18 protein-coding genes are annotated in these 16,606 nt (G+C 42.1%); 10 read left to right on the forward strand and 8 right to left on the reverse strand.

Annotated features, from left to right (window positions below; translation table 11 throughout):
• Positions 1 to 104 precede the first annotated feature (104 nt).
• Positions 105 to 974 carry a tRNA 2-thiocytidine(32) synthetase TtcA gene (gene ttcA, locus OCU48_RS06650; protein WP_141345230.1) on the forward strand — a complete coding sequence of 290 codons (870 nt, stop codon included), beginning with the start codon at positions 105 to 107 and terminating at the stop codon, positions 972 to 974.
• Between the two features lie 124 nt (positions 975 to 1,098).
• Here the strand turns inward: ttcA and OCU48_RS06655 are convergent, their stop codons facing one another.
• Positions 1,099 to 1,746, reverse strand: a complete 648-nt coding sequence (locus OCU48_RS06655; protein ID WP_141345231.1) for a DUF2987 domain-containing protein — start codon at positions 1,744 to 1,746, stop codon at positions 1,099 to 1,101.
• Positions 1,747 to 1,760: 14 nt separating this feature from the next.
• Positions 1,761 to 2,624: a DUF2189 domain-containing protein gene (locus OCU48_RS06660; RefSeq protein WP_141345232.1), complete on the reverse strand. Its 864-nt coding sequence runs from the start codon at positions 2,622 to 2,624 to the stop codon at positions 1,761 to 1,763.
• A gap of 279 nt (positions 2,625 to 2,903) precedes the next feature.
• Here OCU48_RS06660 and OCU48_RS06665 point away from each other — a divergent pair, with 279 nt between their 5' ends.
• On the forward strand, positions 2,904 to 3,956 hold the full coding sequence (locus tag OCU48_RS06665) for an ABC transporter substrate-binding protein (RefSeq protein ID WP_244312279.1): 1,053 nt from the start codon (positions 2,904 to 2,906) through the stop codon (positions 3,954 to 3,956).
• 11 nt (positions 3,957 to 3,967) lie between these two features.
• Here the strand turns inward: OCU48_RS06665 and cobB are convergent, their stop codons facing one another.
• Positions 3,968 to 4,678 (reverse strand): Sir2 family NAD+-dependent deacetylase, encoded by a 711-nt coding sequence (gene cobB / locus OCU48_RS06670; RefSeq protein WP_141345234.1) that lies wholly within the window; start codon positions 4,676 to 4,678, stop codon positions 3,968 to 3,970.
• A gap of 194 nt (positions 4,679 to 4,872) precedes the next feature.
• Here cobB and OCU48_RS06675 point away from each other — a divergent pair, with 194 nt between their 5' ends.
• From OCU48_RS06675 to OCU48_RS06685, 3 genes are read left to right on the forward strand one after another with little or no spacing between them, the layout of a single operon-like run.
• Positions 4,873 to 7,218 (forward strand): ATP-binding protein, encoded by a 2,346-nt coding sequence (locus OCU48_RS06675; RefSeq protein ID WP_141345235.1) that lies wholly within the window; start codon positions 4,873 to 4,875, stop codon positions 7,216 to 7,218.
• A 58-nt stretch (positions 7,219 to 7,276) separates the two neighbouring features.
• Positions 7,277 to 8,104, forward strand: a complete 828-nt coding sequence (locus tag OCU48_RS06680) for a mechanosensitive ion channel family protein (RefSeq protein WP_371859095.1) — start codon at positions 7,277 to 7,279, stop codon at positions 8,102 to 8,104.
• A 26-nt stretch (positions 8,105 to 8,130) separates the two neighbouring features.
• Positions 8,131 to 8,391, forward strand: a complete 261-nt coding sequence (locus OCU48_RS06685; RefSeq protein ID WP_141345237.1) for a DUF2960 family protein — start codon at positions 8,131 to 8,133, stop codon at positions 8,389 to 8,391.
• Positions 8,392 to 8,557: 166 nt separating this feature from the next.
• On the opposite strand, the gene OCU48_RS06690 is transcribed toward OCU48_RS06685, so the two are convergent.
• The 3 genes from OCU48_RS06690 to OCU48_RS06700 all read right to left on the reverse strand — a co-directional run bounded on the left by OCU48_RS06690 (position 8,558) and on the right by OCU48_RS06700 (position 10,957).
• On the reverse strand, positions 8,558 to 8,938 hold the full coding sequence (locus OCU48_RS06690) for a MarR family transcriptional regulator (protein WP_141345238.1): 381 nt from the start codon (positions 8,936 to 8,938) through the stop codon (positions 8,558 to 8,560).
• A 241-nt stretch (positions 8,939 to 9,179) separates the two neighbouring features.
• A complete protein-coding gene (nagK, locus tag OCU48_RS06695; protein WP_141345239.1) occupies positions 9,180 to 10,088 on the reverse strand; it encodes an N-acetylglucosamine kinase in 909 nt (302 codons plus the stop codon).
• 149 nt (positions 10,089 to 10,237) lie between these two features.
• Positions 10,238 to 10,957, reverse strand: a complete 720-nt coding sequence (locus OCU48_RS06700) for a tRNA-uridine aminocarboxypropyltransferase (protein WP_244312281.1) — start codon at positions 10,955 to 10,957, stop codon at positions 10,238 to 10,240.
• 78 nt (positions 10,958 to 11,035) lie between these two features.
• On the opposite strand from OCU48_RS06700, the gene OCU48_RS06705 reads away from it, so the two are divergent.
• From OCU48_RS06705 to OCU48_RS06720, 4 genes are all read left to right on the forward strand, one after another.
• Positions 11,036 to 11,821, forward strand: coding sequence for a sterol desaturase family protein (locus OCU48_RS06705; RefSeq protein ID WP_141345241.1), 786 nt, complete (start codon positions 11,036 to 11,038; stop codon positions 11,819 to 11,821).
• Positions 11,821 to 12,330, forward strand: coding sequence for a C40 family peptidase (locus tag OCU48_RS06710; protein ID WP_141345242.1), 510 nt, complete (start codon positions 11,821 to 11,823; stop codon positions 12,328 to 12,330). Before OCU48_RS06705 ends, OCU48_RS06710 begins: the two co-directional genes overlap by 1 nt.
• 111 nt (positions 12,331 to 12,441) lie before the next feature.
• Positions 12,442 to 13,314 (forward strand): fructosamine kinase family protein, encoded by an 873-nt coding sequence (locus OCU48_RS06715; protein WP_141345243.1) that lies wholly within the window; start codon positions 12,442 to 12,444, stop codon positions 13,312 to 13,314.
• A 29-nt stretch (positions 13,315 to 13,343) separates the two neighbouring features.
• On the forward strand, positions 13,344 to 13,547 hold the full coding sequence (locus OCU48_RS06720; RefSeq protein ID WP_102321835.1) for a CPXCG motif-containing cysteine-rich protein: 204 nt from the start codon (positions 13,344 to 13,346) through the stop codon (positions 13,545 to 13,547).
• On the opposite strand, the gene OCU48_RS06725 is transcribed toward OCU48_RS06720, so the two are convergent.
• Positions 13,544 to 14,155, reverse strand: coding sequence for a riboflavin synthase subunit alpha (locus OCU48_RS06725; RefSeq protein WP_141345244.1), 612 nt, complete (start codon positions 14,153 to 14,155; stop codon positions 13,544 to 13,546). The two genes, OCU48_RS06720 and OCU48_RS06725, sit on opposite strands and share 4 nt — an antisense overlap.
• 187 nt (positions 14,156 to 14,342) lie before the next feature.
• Here OCU48_RS06725 and OCU48_RS06730 point away from each other — a divergent pair, with 187 nt between their 5' ends.
• Complete coding sequence (locus OCU48_RS06730) at positions 14,343 to 15,713, forward strand: MATE family efflux transporter (RefSeq protein ID WP_141345245.1); 1,371 nt, start codon at positions 14,343 to 14,345, stop codon at positions 15,711 to 15,713.
• Between the two features lie 22 nt (positions 15,714 to 15,735).
• Here OCU48_RS06730 and OCU48_RS06735 read toward each other — a convergent pair whose 3' ends face one another.
• Entirely contained in the window at positions 15,736 to 16,593 is an 858-nt protein-coding gene (locus tag OCU48_RS06735) for a DNA ligase (protein ID WP_141345246.1), read from the reverse strand.
• Positions 16,594 to 16,606 lie beyond the last annotated feature (13 nt).

The raw sequence follows: 16,606 nt of genomic DNA on the forward strand, positions 1-16,606 counted from the left end.
TTTGTAGAATGCACCATTTTCTAGATACTACATATCACCGATACGGTGCTTGTAGCGATTTTAAGTAGTAATTGCGCTTTTTAAGAGCATAGGATTTCCAATAAATGACCACTGATATATCTAACAACCAACTGAAACTTCAAAAACGTCTACGAGGCCTAACAGGTAAAGCTGTAGTAGATTTCGATATGATCGAAGAAGGTGACAAAGTGATGGCAGCTATATCAGGTGGCAAAGACAGTTTTGTAATGCTTGATATTCTGCTTCATCTTAAACGGGTCGCTCCGATCAATTTTGATGTTGTTGCTGTAAATCTTGATCAAAAACAGCCCGGCTTTCCAGAGCACATTCTTCCTGAGTATCTAGAAAAACAAGGCATCGATTACTATATTATCGACAAAGACACTTACTCTATTGTTAAAGAGAAAGTGCCTGAAGGTAAAACGACTTGCTCACTTTGCTCGAGACTTCGTAGAGGCTCACTCTACACCTTTGCCGAAGAAATCAATGCAACAAAGATCGCTTTAGGGCACCACATGGATGATGCTGTAGAAACTTTGTTCATGAATATGTTCAATAATGGAAAAATCAAAGCAATGCCGCCAAAATTACTTAGCGATGATAAACGCAACATTGTTATTAGACCATTAACGTATTGTCGTGAAAGAGATATTGCAAAGTATGCTGAAATCCGTGAGTTCCCAATTATTCCATGTAATTTGTGTGGCTCTCAGGAAAACCTACAAAGAAAAGTGATCAAAGGCATGCTCGCAGGATGGGATGAGACAAATCCAGGTCGCGTAGAGAATATTTTCAATAGCATCCAAAACGTTAGCCCTTCCCAGTTGGCAGATAAAGATCTGTTTAACTTTAAAGAGCTTTCCATTGACCGTTCCGGAAATCGTGCTAAATATGAATTCCAAGGCCCTGAGATATCTCATTCGAATTTAATTGAAATGTTCTACGAAGTCTAAATTTAAGTCTGGGCATGAAAAGCCAGTAGGAATTAGCTACCGGTTTTTTTAATCTGTAGGCCTATTCTAACGTTAGCAACAATAAAAAAGCCGGAGATATTTTCTCCGGCTTTTTTTATCCCGCTTATTGTTCAATATACGGCATAACCCGTTGAGTTTCCTGTGAAATATCAGCCGTGACACCGTCACTAAGGTCAGTCAATTTAAGTATTGCTTTGCCTTGCTCGTTCACCGGAATAGACTTGCCGTTAGAAAGCGATATTTGATTAACGGTATCAGGAGTGAACTCTAACGTTACGCCTTCTATATCAGGGGTAAACCAACTCGAAAACATGCCACCAAGACCACCAAGCACTGATTTCATTTGCAAGGTTTTGCTCTCTAGTTCGAAATACCCTACCTCACCACTTAAAGGCTCTTTAGTTAAAACAACCAAAGAGTAATCACAACGCGCTTCTTTTTCGGTGTAAATGTAAACTAAAGGATTCGCACTTTTAAGATTGCTATCTAAAGGTACATTTACCTCTCCATTTTCACTAATAGATAATTTTTCATAGTGCTCTTCTTTTTCCATCCATGCTTTTTCGATTGAGCAAGGTTGTTTGGTTTTGAAGTTTGTAAAAAATAGCCCTACTTTGACGTCTTGTTGTGGTTCTTTCAGATTATGTTTTAACGGCGAATATAACTTACTGTAGGTAAACATATATTCTTCGGCCTGTGCTGTGTTTAGGCCCATGACCAATAGCGCCGCGGTCAATATACGACATTTCATCTTAAGCGATTATCCTATGCATCAAATGTATTTGAGCCACCTCGAGGGGTACTCGATGTTGGAGGAGTATTGTCATCGTCAGAATCATCGAAGTGATCGTCTTTGTTCGACTCTTGCTTGGATGCGTCTTGTGTCGCAACAACTTGCAAACGAACACCAAACATATTTCTGTAGATAATGCCTTTTGCATGGAAGAAAAATGGCACTGCGATAACAAGACCTAGACCATACATCATCATGCCAGCAACAAATGCCAACATTGTCACAAGGTAGATAACCGCAATAGAGAAGATGCGTTTGTTTACTGCTCGCAACGATGTCCATAGCGCTTTGATTGGAGTGAGGCGCTTTTCACACACCAATAAAACTGCATTACTAAATGCAAGAGAAAGATAAAGCGATAAGAACGGCAGTAATGCGCCAGCAATAGCTTGAGACAATAGATTAAGCATAGTGACAAGAATCACCGGCATCATGAAGGGTAAACCTTTAGTGATGTGCCGAGTTTCTGTTCGTAAGCCTGCTGCATGACTCATTGCCATTAGTGCAACACCAGCATAAATGGGAGCTGCGACCACTTCATAACTGAAGTTGGCGACGAATATTGATTGAAAAATACCAGGCTGAACGGACTCAGGGTCTTGGAACATAACTAATATTGCTGAGAGGTCACCAATTTGCAGTTTGAGTGCAAAGATGAAAATGACGGCTTGGATGGCGATAAGAAGAATAACAGCGGGTGAAAATGTCAAAAAATTACGCATCGTCAGCTGCCATGCTTCGCTAATCACACTAACAGGCTTTAGTTCAAAATCCCCTGCAAGTGCCTTTTCTACGCTGCCACCAAGGTTGAAGTTTTTCTCTATCGGATCGCTCATTGAATCTTTAGGTCCTTGCCTTTAAAAGAAAATATTCTGGCGCAAGTATACCTGTAAACTGGCATTCCAGCATAGTGTTAAGCATAAGGTCGTATCACTTAGCCCTGTTTTTACTTATCAATTAAACCTTCTGAACCCAGTTACGTATGATTTTCCAACAAGTAACACCGCAAGAAAACCCTAAGAAACCTCTTTAAGTGCAAACGCTTTCACTTCTGATATACTCGCGCCCTTAAAGATACTCTAGAGAAAGCTAACATTAAAACTATGGCTCTATTAATGCGAATCACCAAGACCTTTAGCCTTCTATTCTTATTCTCTAGCTTGTCTGTTTTTGCCGAGACAGACCAAGTGATTGAGAACGAAACCGTGGATACGGTCATTCCACGCGCCATCAGTATCTATCTACCCAGTAACCTAATTCCACCATCTGTACTAACTGAGTTCACTACGCAAACGGGTATCATTGTTGAGCAGCGAGTCTATGATATCGATTTACCAGAGTTCATCAGTAGCCGAGATTATTCTGCTGTTGATCTTTCGCTATTACCTTACAGCTACTTCCCTGTACAAACAGAACTTGCTACCCACTTTAAGCCAATAACTCAAGGTCAGCTATCCAACGCAAGCTTGGTTAAGCCCGAGTTAAATCAAGACGAACTTGCTCCGTATTACCATTACTCTGCCCCATTGATGATCCAAGGAACTGGGATCGCGATAAACGCCAAAATGTTACCACCTTCTATGCTTTCTCATTGGATTGATTTTCATGATGAGCAATGGACTGGGCAACTTCTCATTTTAGATGATGCTCAAACACTTATCTCTATTGCGCTTCTTGGCATGGGTTATCCGATAAATAACGCCACTGATAAACAACTAGAAGAATCAAAACAATGGCTCATTGGCATGAAAGGCAACGCAGCCTTTTTGTCAAAAAAAGACCCAGAAATGCATTTTCTATCCGGACAAGTCTCTGTTGGTATACTAAGCAGTAATCATGCCTATATTGGAAGTTTGGAAGAAGCTGAAATTGCAATTGAATGGCCTTCTGAAGGGGCCATTCTAGATATCTACGCCCTAACGATAAACGTGAATAGTGATAAAGAGAAAGATGCCTTATTGCTTATAAACTTTCTCATGAGTAAAACTATTCAGTCACAACTTACATATCACTCTGGTTTAACGCCTGTGCTCTCTGGTCTGTCGACAAACAGCAAGCGGCTGCAACTGCTTTCTGCGCAGACTATTGAAAAAGGTCACTTCAAATTAAATTCGCCTGAAAGTCGTCAAAAGTATGAACAGATATTGCTACAAGTTAAAAAACCCTAATACCCGGTATACTATGAAAGCAGTTCTTCAACTAACTTAGGGACCTCAATACCTGCAGGGCCATAACGTTTTTCTGCAAATTCACTTTGTACTGCACTCGGTTCTAAGTTGATTTCTATGGTGTGTGCACCATGCATTTTTGCATCATGTACAAAGCCGGCCGCTGGATAAACTACCCCTGAAGTGCCGATTGAGACAAAAAGATCGGCTTCTTCAATTGCAGCATAGATTTTATCCATCTGCAGTGGCATTTCTCCAAACCACACGATATGAGGTCTCATCTGATAGGGTATCTGACAACAATGGCACAGATCACCATCATTAAGATCCGTCAATTGTTCAACTACTTGACCTGACTCACTACAACGAGCTTTCAATAATTCACCATGCATGTGCACTATATTATTGGTGCCGCCTCTTTCGTGCAGATTATCGATGTTCTGAGTTACTACAGTGACATTCCCATCCAGCATCTCTTCAAGACGCCCCAAGGCTTTATGTGCCGCATTTGGCTGAATGGATTCAGACAGCAGATTCTGCCGGCGCTTATTGTAAAATGAGTGCACTAACACAGGGTCTTTGGCGAAGCCTTCTGGCGTAGCAACATCCTCGATACGATGATTCTCCCAAAGTCCATCTTGTGCCCGAAAGGTTTGGATTCCCGATTCTGCTGAGATACCCGCACCCGTTAACACGACAATGTTCTTGTATGGAAATTTCATATTAAGGCTCCAAAGCAATTGCTAATGAATTGTTAATAAAGATTAACATTCATACAAGGGGAAAATAAAGAGACTGAGATCCCATCTTTAAGTGAAATGTTTTACATCTAATTCAATGTTTTTTCACAAAAAATTTCGTGAAACACATTCTCTGCACTAAACTTTTCAGGGAATCAAACGGACAAGAGAGAATCATGCGTTCAAAACTATTCTTCCTTCCTCTGCTCTTAGTTTTATTTTCTTTTGGCGCCAACGCCGATTGGAAGTACGACTTAGCCGATGAACCGAATGTCGACAAAGTGTCTACCAGTATTGCTAAAGAAATAGACAAGCTACCAGAGCCTCTGTTTATGTCGCGAGCAGACAAAGATAAAGTTAATCAGTTAATGGAAGCTGTCATTGGAGAGCAACGCAAACACGCTGATCAGTTTGCACAGCAAATCGACACCTATGGTGATGATAGTAGTGACGAAAACTGGAAAACAGCTGAGCGTTCATGGCTGACCTTAAGTAGTTTAGGCGAAAGCAAAGCTAATTTGTTAAAGGTCGCAAGCAGTTCAACCAAAGACATGGTGGCAGGATTCGGTCCGAGCGGCGTGATTCAGTTTAAGCAAGAGTGGTACATCACTCGTTTAAATGGCGAATTTCTGATTCTTCTACAAATTCGTAGCTTTAAAGCGCTGATCAAAGATATTTTTATCTCCCCTATCCCTCTGATGTGGGCGGTGATCAAAGTTCTATTCATCTATTTTGTACTGACTTGGTGGCTAGCAAACAGTAAGCGATTTATTGAAGCCTTCAAAAACGCTCAGTTGGAGCATGGCACTCGGCCACCACTTTGGATGCGTCTCGTTTGGTACATCAGCCGTGCAAATCGTGCTATCGCCGTATTAATTGCTATCACCCTATCGTTACGTGTTCTCTCAACGATACCGAGTTTAAGTCAGCTTATCGTACTCGAGATCTTCACCTGGTGGATTTTAGGTGGCTCTATTGCAATTAGTTTCATTCTAGAGTTCACGTATCGTAACAGTCGCAGTTCCAGCAAAGAAATCGTTGCACTTCGACTGTCTACAATACGTTGGTATGTATGGAGTTTTATCTTTGTTGGCGTGATCCTACAGATTTCACAGCGAATGGTGGGTAAAGGCACTATTTATTACTGGATATCTAGCCTGGTCTTTTTCTGGTTTGTATTTATTACCATCAATGTGTTGCGCAAATGGCGACCAATTGTTTTCCAACGTATCGCTAAAATGCCAGACAAGCCTCTATGGGTTGTATGGGCAGTCAAGAATGAAAATACTTTCCTACTCAATATCATCGCGACGGTTCTCGGGATTTTTTGGATTTTCACCGCTACATGTCAAGGCATGTTGGTTTCTAAACTGTCACATTTCACCTTCTTTAGTCAGGGACTCGCCTACTTATTTAAGATTGAAGTGGCAAAACAGAACGAAAATGAAGCACAGTCTCAAAACTTTGTTCGAATCAAGGGAGATGACACTTTTAAATACATAACCCCAGGGCATGAAGACAGTACCTTGATTGACTACGCCACAGACGAATTCAAGCAAGTCTCTCGATATGTGCTGTCCAACAACCCTGCTGTCTGTGTTGTCTCTGGTGAGCGAGGTATTGGCACTACTACCTTCCTTAAGCAGTTGCTTCACAAAGTCAAGAATGCCACCCCAATCTATCTAAACTGTCCTTATTCTGGTTATCCTGAACTTATAGAGGAGTTTGCCGAGCAGTTAGGCCTAGAAAGAGAAGCGGGTGAGATTCAAATCCTTAATCATCTGAGAAAAAGCAACGAAAGCTATCTAATAGCGCTCGATAACGGTCAACGTTTGGTTAAGCCGATGGTAGGTGGACTTAACGGTTTGATTCGATTTACTAACCTATTGCGCCGATCCAAGAAAAATCACCGCGCAGTATTAGCCATTGAAAAAGCCAGTTGGCGTTTTGTTGATAGAGCTCGTGGTGAAAGATTACTGTTTGATTGGGTTTCTTTCCTACCCAATTGGAACGAAGCGCAAGTCTCCGAACTGCTTGAGTCTCGCATTAACCAATCAGACGAGTATCGACTCTCATTTGAAGGTCTTGTGGTTCCAAAGCAATGGGACCATGAAAATATCAGTGAAGAAGATCGTGCTCGAAATGGCTTTTATCGCATCCTATGGCACTATGCCGATGGAAATCCAACAGTAGCGTTAAGGTTCTTCAGATTGTCTTTACGTCGCAATAAAACTGACGATAGCATCGTGGTTAGGCTATTTAGAGCACCAGAATCTGAGGAGCTAGAAAAAATGCCCAAACCAATGCTGGCTGTGCTTCGTTCAATTGTACAGCTAGAAATAGCAAACCAAGAAGAACTTGCTGAGTGTACACAGCTTAGCCTCTCTGAAGTATTAGGCACGCTGCGTTACTTCCAAAGTCGAGGTTATATAGAGTGGAGTGATGACAAAGCCAAAGTCTCTGATCACTGGTATCGCCACGTCACTAATGTCCTTCACCGTCAGCATCTACTGGTAAAATAATATGCTAAGAATTGTATTTCTTATTTTCATCGCTACATTCAGTACTCTCTCTTTCGCAATGCAAGAAGTGCCTGATGTTGAGGCTATTCAAGACTTCGCAAGTCTTGTACGTTGGGGCGGTGTGCTATTTTCTGTTCTGATCATCGCCTGTACCTGGTTGCTACTGAGATTCATTGACTCCCTAGTCAATAGTGTCAGTACGCAGTTCGTTCAGTACCGAATGATTTTACAAAAAGCACAATCGTTCCTGCAGTTTTTCATCTACATCACTGCCGGTATTGTTGTGTTCATGATCAGCTTCAGAATCAACGACCATATATTGGCTCTGATTGGTGGCACACTTGCCGTATCCGTGGGCTTTGCGCTAAAAGATCTCGCGGCTTCATTTATAGCAGGCTTAACGGTAATGATAGATCGCCCCTTTCAGGTAGGTGACCGCGTCACGTTTGAGGGGAACTACGGGGACATTATTACCATCGGACTGCGTTCCGTTCGAATGCGTACCCTAAATGATGACATCATTACCATTCCTAATAACAAGTTTCTTAATGAGGTCACCGTTAGTGGTAACTATGGCGCATTGGATATGCAAGTGGTTATCCCCTTCTTTATCGGGATGGATCAAGACATTGATCTGGCAAGAAACCTGATTCAGGAGGCCGCTTCATCCAGTCGTTATATACATCTTCCCAAACCTGTTGTTGTTTTGGTCAAACAAACCATCACCGAGAACTATTTAGCGATACAATTGACCTGTAAAGCCTATGTTGTTGATACGGGATATGAGAAACTATTCGAAACTGATATCACACTGCGTGTAATGAAAGAGTTCAAGAAGAACGGCATTACTCCACCGCGCATTGCTGTGAGTTCACAACCTGCTTAACCGCGGAATACTAAACAGAGATTACAATGGCAAGAACGATTCAATACGTATACAACAAACAACATAAAGAGCTCCTGTTCTCTTATCAAGAACACCTCAATATTCATGAAGCAGTAGCGGAAGCGGAAGGGATCGATCTGAAAGAGTTCCTTAAAATGGAACAGCAAATCGAAGCGGTTTCTGATACTAAGGCTGTTCGTGATTATCGTGACAACTACTTCAGAAAACTGGGGTTTGGCAAAATTACGCTAAAACCAAAAGAAAATAAGCCGATAGGCAAAAAATAACATTAGGGGCCAAACGGCCCCTTTTTATTGGATTTTATCTAAATTAAATATAATACTGGGCATTCATACAGTATTATATTTATTTTTCTTCTCAAGCCAAATTACCTTTCCCCAGATACAACAACGCCCCGAATCATCGAGGCATTGTTATTATCATAAGGTCTAGTTAAAGCGCCTTGTAGATAACCTTATTTCCTGACAACTGTTCTTTTTGAACAAGATTCTCAGTCAGCAATTTTTTTAGTGCACCTGTTGCCCAAGAAGCCGCTTTAGACTCTTCTTGGCCCGCTTCTAGACCGATCCCTTTAGGGTTGATGCCTTCAGCGTTAGCAATAACGATATCCAGTACCTGTTGTTGCTTTGGAGTAAGTGCGATGTCAGAAGCCTTCACTTCGACCTTATTTTCAACATTAGCTTTAACGGCTTCAGTAGGTACTGCTGGGTTTGTTTCAACTTTAACTACTGGCTCAGAAGAGGCCATTGTCGTGCTCGTTCTGATGCGCTTTTGCAGCTTCATCTGCACGTTACGTTTATGTGCAAGTCTCATTAAATGATTCCCCTGTTCACTGCTTCTCAGCAGGCATGAAAATTTGAAGCGTGTTTATAGCAAACTAGCACCCGAATTTGTAGATCTTTGCTGTTCAAAGAACCGGAAATTACATTTATTGAATAAACAGAACAGGATACTTAACAATTTGTATTCATCTGATCAATCTATGACCCAATCTTTAGACAAAAAAAAGAGCGCCGTAGCGCTCTCTTTTTTATATCACTGTCTAAGCGAAAGCTTAGCTAATATTCAAGAATGCAGCACCACGCACACCACCTGAATCGCCGTGTTTTGCCTTAATGATCTTAGGACACTTAGCCACTGGCATTAAGTACTTTGGAATGCGTTTTGGCATTTCTTCGTAAATCAATTCAAAGTTTGATAGCCCACCGCCAAGGGTCACTACATGCGGGTCGTAAGCAGTAAAGATGTTCGCAAAACAGATTGCTAGTAGCTCCATAAAGCGCTCAACGTGTTCTACTGCTTTTTCTTCATCCTCGTTATAAGCGGTAATAATGTCGATAGCTTTCTTCTTCTCACCATAGTAGTGATCGTAGATCAGCTCGAAACCACGACCAGAAAGGTAGCTGTCTAAACACCCCTTCTTACCACAGCCACATCCTAGCAACGGCGCATTCTCGCCTAAGTGGAACCATGCATCAATAGGAAGACGAGTATGTCCCACCTCTCCAGCTACGTGGTTGCGACCAGAGAAAACCTTGCCTTCATGAATAATACCGCCACCGAAACCAGTACCAAGAATCAAGCCCATTACAGACTCTTCATCTTTCAACTCATCATCCCATGCTTCAGACAAGGCAAAACAGTTCGCATCATTTTCAATCTTAACGCTGCGTCCAATACGCGCCTCAAGATCCGCTCGTAAAGGCTTACCTTTTGCTGCTGGTACATTTACTGTCAAAATCGTATTGTCTTCAGCATCTTCCATTCCAGGAAGACCGAACCCGATCAAACCTTCCACACCAAATTGAGCATCGTATTTTGCTACTAAGCTTGCCAATGTTTCAACCAGCTTTGCATAGTCGTCACCAGGTGTTGGCACTCGTTCTGTCGCTACACGCTCCAGACTCTCATTAAACGCACCAAATTCAATCTTAGTGCCGCCCACATCAAAGCCATAAAACATCAGTTATCTCCTAAACTAAACCGTATAATTCGTTGAAAAATAATTCGTATTATCCAGAACTTATGGCATACATACCGTGATGACTGCCATAAAACAAAGTCTGCTCAGTCTATTCGGTCAAACTACGTTCGCTGATGTAACTAAAAGCTCTATTTTGATAGATATTGATTGAGCACTGGACGGCTAAAATCTCTCTTTTCTCTTGTTTTGCTCAACATATAGCTTTCTCTGAACACCGCAAACCACGATTGCAACTCATCACTCGGTGTGTTTAGACCAAACTCTTGAAAAACAAGAGCCGCTACCTCACAGGTGGCCAGATGTTGTTCATGTTCTGATTTTCTCATTACATACTCAGAGATTTTTTCTGGTTGAATAGAGACAACAGGTAAATGGTGTAAATACTCTGATTTTCTATAGATTCTGCGTGCCTCACGCCAACTCGCATCCAAGAAAATAAATAGCGGTATCTTATTCTGAACAAAGCTTTGTCTATCATCAGGAACTAGTTCATTGGAATCAAACAGATAATTTTCTGGAAATATCAATATGGGCTGATACCTTGTATCTTGTAATAGCGACAGCATTTTGTGATCAGGCTCAGTACGATTCCATTGATAGGCATGTGAATCATCACAAATATCAGCAATGAGTCGTCCCGTATTGCTCGGTTTTAGCACTTCGTTGTCTGAGTAAATCAACAGGCATGCAAAATCAGCATGAGCTTTTGGCTGATGAGCACAGATACAATACTGCTGCGCAATACGGCAATGTGGGCAGCGATCTACCTTTGAGCCTCTCGCGCTAAAGGGCTTAGTAGATTGTTTCAGTCTGTACTCAACGAGTTTATGAACGGCATGTACACGCATTTTTAGCCCTATTGCGTAAAAGGAAGTAAGAGTAATGAAGCACAACAGAATTGTCATCACCTTGGAGAGAAATATTTAATGGACGTTGCATCCATCAGGTTGAGTGTTTTTATTATCGTGCTGTGTATTTGTGCACTAATCGAAGCGATAAAACCCAAGCGACCACTGACGCAGCCAAAAGGTTTTCGCTGGGCAAATAATCTTGGTCTAACCGGCTTAAACTCTGTGATTTTAATGATCACCATGCCTCTTCTGGCTGTGGAGGCTGCGTTATGGGCAGAGCAAAACCAAATCGGGCTGCTGTATTGGTTGTCAATTCCTACACAGATAGCTACTGTCATCGCTGTGATAGCGCTTGATTGCTCTATTTATTGGCAGCATCGTTTGTTTCATCGCATACCTGCATTGTGGAGCCTACATAAAGTCCATCACGCAGACCAAGACATTGACGTGACCACCGGCGCTCGTTTCCATCCCATTGAAATCTGGTTATCTATGTGGATAAAAATCGCCTTAGTCATCTCGCTGGGTGTCCCACCTCTTGCAGTTATCATCTTTGAAATCGTTCTTAATGCCAGCGCCATGTTTAATCACAGTAATATGCGACTACCTTTGCCTGCAGACAGAGTGCTTCGTAAGTGGCTAGTGACTCCAGATATGCATAGGGTTCATCATTCGACGATAAGACAAGAAACAGATTCTAACTATGGATTTTGCTTATCTATTTGGGATCGCATGTTCCAAAGTTATATAGAACAACCAAAATTAGGCCATAAGCAAATGAATATTGGCATAAGTGTTTTCCGACAACCTCAAGAACAACGAATCGATAAAATGCTGACCCAGCCTTTTAGGAAGAATTAATGAAACACTTAGATAGAACAAAAATACTCGTGTTCACATTAACGTCGCTGTTAACAGCGTGTGCTTCTGGACCCGAAACTAATTCGCAAGCACAAGTCAGCACGACACAAATTGATCAAAAAATTGACGAAAAAGTATCGGCAGCAAAAAGTGATGAACTGTTTCGATTTTACAACGCATGGCACCAAACCCCATATCGATTCGGAGGGACAACACAAAATGGCATAGACTGCTCTGCATTCACGCAAACTGCGTATTCACAACTGTTTAATCAGTCCCTCCCAAGAACAACACAATTGCAGAGCCAAGTCGGTATCGAGGTGGACTACAAAGACAGACGTTTTGGTGATCTTGTGTTCTTCAAAACAGGCTTCAATACACGTCACGTGGGAATATACGTCGAAGACAACAGCTTCATGCATGCTTCGACGTCTCGCGGAGTTATTATCTCTAGACTGGATTCACCATACTGGGCGGATGCATTCTGGCAAATTCGCCGTGTAAACTAGCAACTTCAACAAAAACTTTTTGATCTAGACAAGGTAATGCCACTCTACTGCTATTACTGCACAAGAATTAGCCTAAACTTAATTACGTGAGGATCAGCTGAGGCGTAAATTATGTGGCAGGCGATAACCCAACAACTTTCAGACGTATTGATGTTTGAATTCAAAATAGAAGAAAAGATCCGCATTACTTCTGGTGATATTAGCGAAAGCTATATGATCAGCGACGGGGAGCAGCGCTATTTTATTAAGCTCAATAGCAAGGATTTCCTAAATAGCTTTTCTGCCGAAGTTGATAACCTTAACGAATTGAGACTGTCGAATACAGTCGCTACTCCTGAGATTGTTCACTTTGGTTCAACTAAAGAAGCGTCTTTCTTGATTCTCAATTACCTCCCTACCCATCCATTATCTAATCACGAAGCCAGCTATCAATTTGGTCAAGATGTCGCTAGGTTACACTCTTGGGGTGATCAACAAGAGTACGGCTTTGACAACGACAATTATATTGGCGCAACCGTACAGCCAAATCGCTGGCATAAAAAATGGTGTCAGTTTTTCGCAGAGCAACGCATTGGGTGGCAACTGCAATTGCTGAAAGAAAAAGGCATAGAATTCGGAAGCCTCGAAGAGATCATAGAGAGCGTTAAGTTCTCCCTCTCCAATCATCACCCGAAACCGGCGTTGTTGCATGGTGACCTTTGGCATGGAAACTGCGCTGAATCTCCCTTTGGCCCCATCTGCTATGACCCAGCATGCTACTGGGGCGATAGAGAATGTGACATTGCAATGACTGAGTTATTTGGGGGGTTCCCAGATGCCTTCTACCAAGGTTACAAGAGCATTAAACCGCTATTGGAAGGATATGAAGAACGCAAAAATATCTATAACCTTTATCATGTGTTAAATCATTGCAACCTATTTGGCGGACACTATTTAAATGATGCTCAACTGAGGATAGACGAGCTAATCAAACAATATGCGTGAATACTGGACCCAGCGTCAGGAGCACAATTATGAAAGAATATGCAGAACGACACGTTTCTTGCCCACACTGTGGCCAACATATTACGGTTCCCTTAGATACAACTCAGGGCAATCAAGACTTCTACGATGATTGCCCTGCGTGTTGCCACTCTATCCATCTCAGTATGGAGTTGGACGAGGTCAGAGATAAGGTAGAACTACGGATTGATGCGGACGACGAGCAAATATTCTAAAGCGTTTTTTGAGCTAACACTCGCTCTACAGTATCAACAATTGCCTGTGTTTGAGGGTCAACCTCGAGGTTTATTCTGTCGCCTACTTTGCGTTGTCCAAACAAGGTACGAGTAAGAGTCTCTGGAATAAGGTTAACGCTAAACCGATAATCTTCTACTTCTGCAATCGTTAATGAACACCCATCAAGGCCTACATAGCCTTTCTTTAAGATATAACGAATACTCTCTGAATCTGCCTCAAACCAAATGGTTTGATTATTCGGACTCTTAACAATATTGGTGATCAGAACGGTCCCAGAAATATGACCAGACATATTGTGCCCGCCAATCTCGTCTCCAAACCGCGCTGCGCGCTCTACGTTTACGTAATCTCCTGATTTAAGCTCACCTAAATTAGTCAGATCTAATGTTGCTTTCATAAGATCAAATGTGACTTTAACGCCATTTACGTCGGTCACGGTAAGACAACACCCGTTATGAGCAATAGAGGCACCGACCGTTATGTTATCGCTAAGCGAATCAGGCAATTCAATAATATGAGTTTGAAAATCTTGCTTCTGCTCTATTGAGATAACGCGAGCAGTTCCTTGAACAATACCTGTAAACATACTTTCCCTTAACAACTTATTTAGTTTTTCAGAAGTATATCATGTGCGTTGTTTCAAGATGTAGTGAAAGCCTTGTAACACACACGTACCTTTACTTTTGATTAACGAAACAAATCTTAGAAAAACCATAGCACGCTCAACAGTTTGGTATTACTATGCCTTCCCTAAATCACTACAGGAACGCGCCGTGCATCGTTACCAAAAAGAAGCCAAAAACCTAATAAAGTTAGCAACCCCAATCTTAATTGCGTCGGTTGCTCAAACAGGTATGGGTGTAGTAGACACCATTATGGCTGGCGGCGTTAGTGCAACAGATATGGCAGCAGTCGCAATCGCCTCAAGCATTTGGCTACCTTCTATTTTATTTGGTATCGGGATCTTAATGGCTCTGATACCAATCGTGGCGCAGTTAAACGGTAGAGGGCACCAACACAAGATTGCCAACGAGATACAACAAGGTGCTAGCCTTGCCGTATTGATAGGATTTCCTATCGCATTTGTATTGTTGCAAACAAGCACCATCCTTAGCTTTATGGATGTTGACGCGACTATGGCAGATATTACTACTGGCTACATGTATGCAATGCTTCCTGCTGTACCTGCATTTTTATTTTTCCAAACTCTGAGAAGCTTTACCGACGGCATGTCACTCACCAAGCCAGCTATGTTTATTGGCTTTGCCGGTCTGCTGATCAACATTCCACTGAACTACATCTTTGTATATGGAGAACTGGGGGCACCGGCTTTAGGTGGTATAGGTTGTGGCGTAGCAACAACCATAGTGTATTGGGCAATGTTTATCATGCTGCTTTGTTACACCATTACCTCTAAACGCCTTGCTAAAATTGGCTTATTCGAACAATGGCACAAGCCTAACTTAAAAGCACAATATCGATTATTCAAACTGGGCTTGCCTGTTGCACTGGCGATATTTTTTGAAGTAACCCTATTCGCAGTTGTTGCACTATTAGTTTCCCCACTAGGCCCTATTATCGTTGCCGCCCACCAAGTCGCCATAAACGTCTCAAGTATGGTATTTATGATTCCCATGAGTATCGGTGGTGCTGTCAGTATTCGTGTTGGGCACAAACTTGGCGAAGAGGATACTGAAGGTGCTCGTATCGCTACCCGTGTAGGTATCTTTTTAGGTTTGGCCATCGCCGTTGTGACTGCGATACTGACGGTGTTGTTTAGAGAAGACATCGCTAACCTATACACTGATAACAGAGCCGTTACTGCACTTTCAGTGCAACTATTATTTCTTGCTGCGATTTATCAATTTAGCGATACCGTTCAAGTCGTTGCCGCAGGTGCACTTCGTGGTTACAAAGACATGAAATCCATTTTCAACCGAACGTTTATCTCTTACTGGATGATTGGATTACCTATCGGCTATGTACTTGGCTCTACAAATTGGCTATTTGAACCTATGGGCGCACATGGATACTGGTATGGCTTTATCATAGGATTAACCACTGCAGCAGTGTTGCTGTCTATGCGCATTAAGTGGATGCACCGTCAAAGCCCAGAGGTTCAGCTAGAGTTTGCATCTCGTTAATACTTCTTGCTAGTACTTTACGCTAATGCACCTTTCGCTCTCTTAAAAAGCGAGCAAAACGCGGCACACCATTTTCGGTTGTGCCGTTATAACGATATGTAATCTCGGCGCCAAGCTTAGGCGGATGTTTCCGCTGTTCATCCGTTAACCCACTGCCTATATAAAACCGCATACCTGATGGGGATTCGACATGAAGTGCCCCCACCAGCGATTGATATTTCCCATTGCCTAGCTTATACCCAATAACCCTCGCCTCAGCATCTTGGTGATTCTTTATCTTGAACAGCAGATCGCTACGACCTGCAACATACACCGCTTGTTTATGACGAACCACCAGCCCTTCTCCATCGAGTTCAGTCACCTGTTGTAACTGTTGCTTTAACTGGGCATTAGATTGAAACGGAAGCTGTTCTATTATTTGTATCTGATGAGCACTAGCACCCGCGTTAGTCTTCCATAATAAAAGTTCGGCATAACGGTCTTCAAAGGTAGCCAGGCTATCTAATTCATCAAACACCAAATAGGTTATAGTGCCCCAGTCTGAATCATTGGGTATCGCATCCAATACCGTTTTCTGAACTTGGTTATAATTGCCTCGACCTGCCCATAATTCTCCTTCAACAGCAAACTTAGGCAACTGGTCAGTAAAAGAACTAGGCGCTGTTAATGTTATGCCACCACGAGTACGTAACCTAGTCCCATCCCATATAGCCCTAACACCATCAAATTTCTCACTCACAAGATAATGACTATTAAGCTCTTCCCCTTGATAGGACTTAGCTAGCATCAATGATACTGACACCTCGTTAGAGGTGGCTGCTTCAGACTCAATTACAGAACACACAAATGTAATTAAAGTGACAGAGTTTCGTAACGACATAATTAGCCTCCGC

It is taken from the genome of Vibrio inusitatus (assembly GCA_024346935.1).
GTDB classification, from domain to species: Bacteria; Pseudomonadota; Gammaproteobacteria; order Enterobacterales; family Vibrionaceae; genus Vibrio; species Vibrio inusitatus.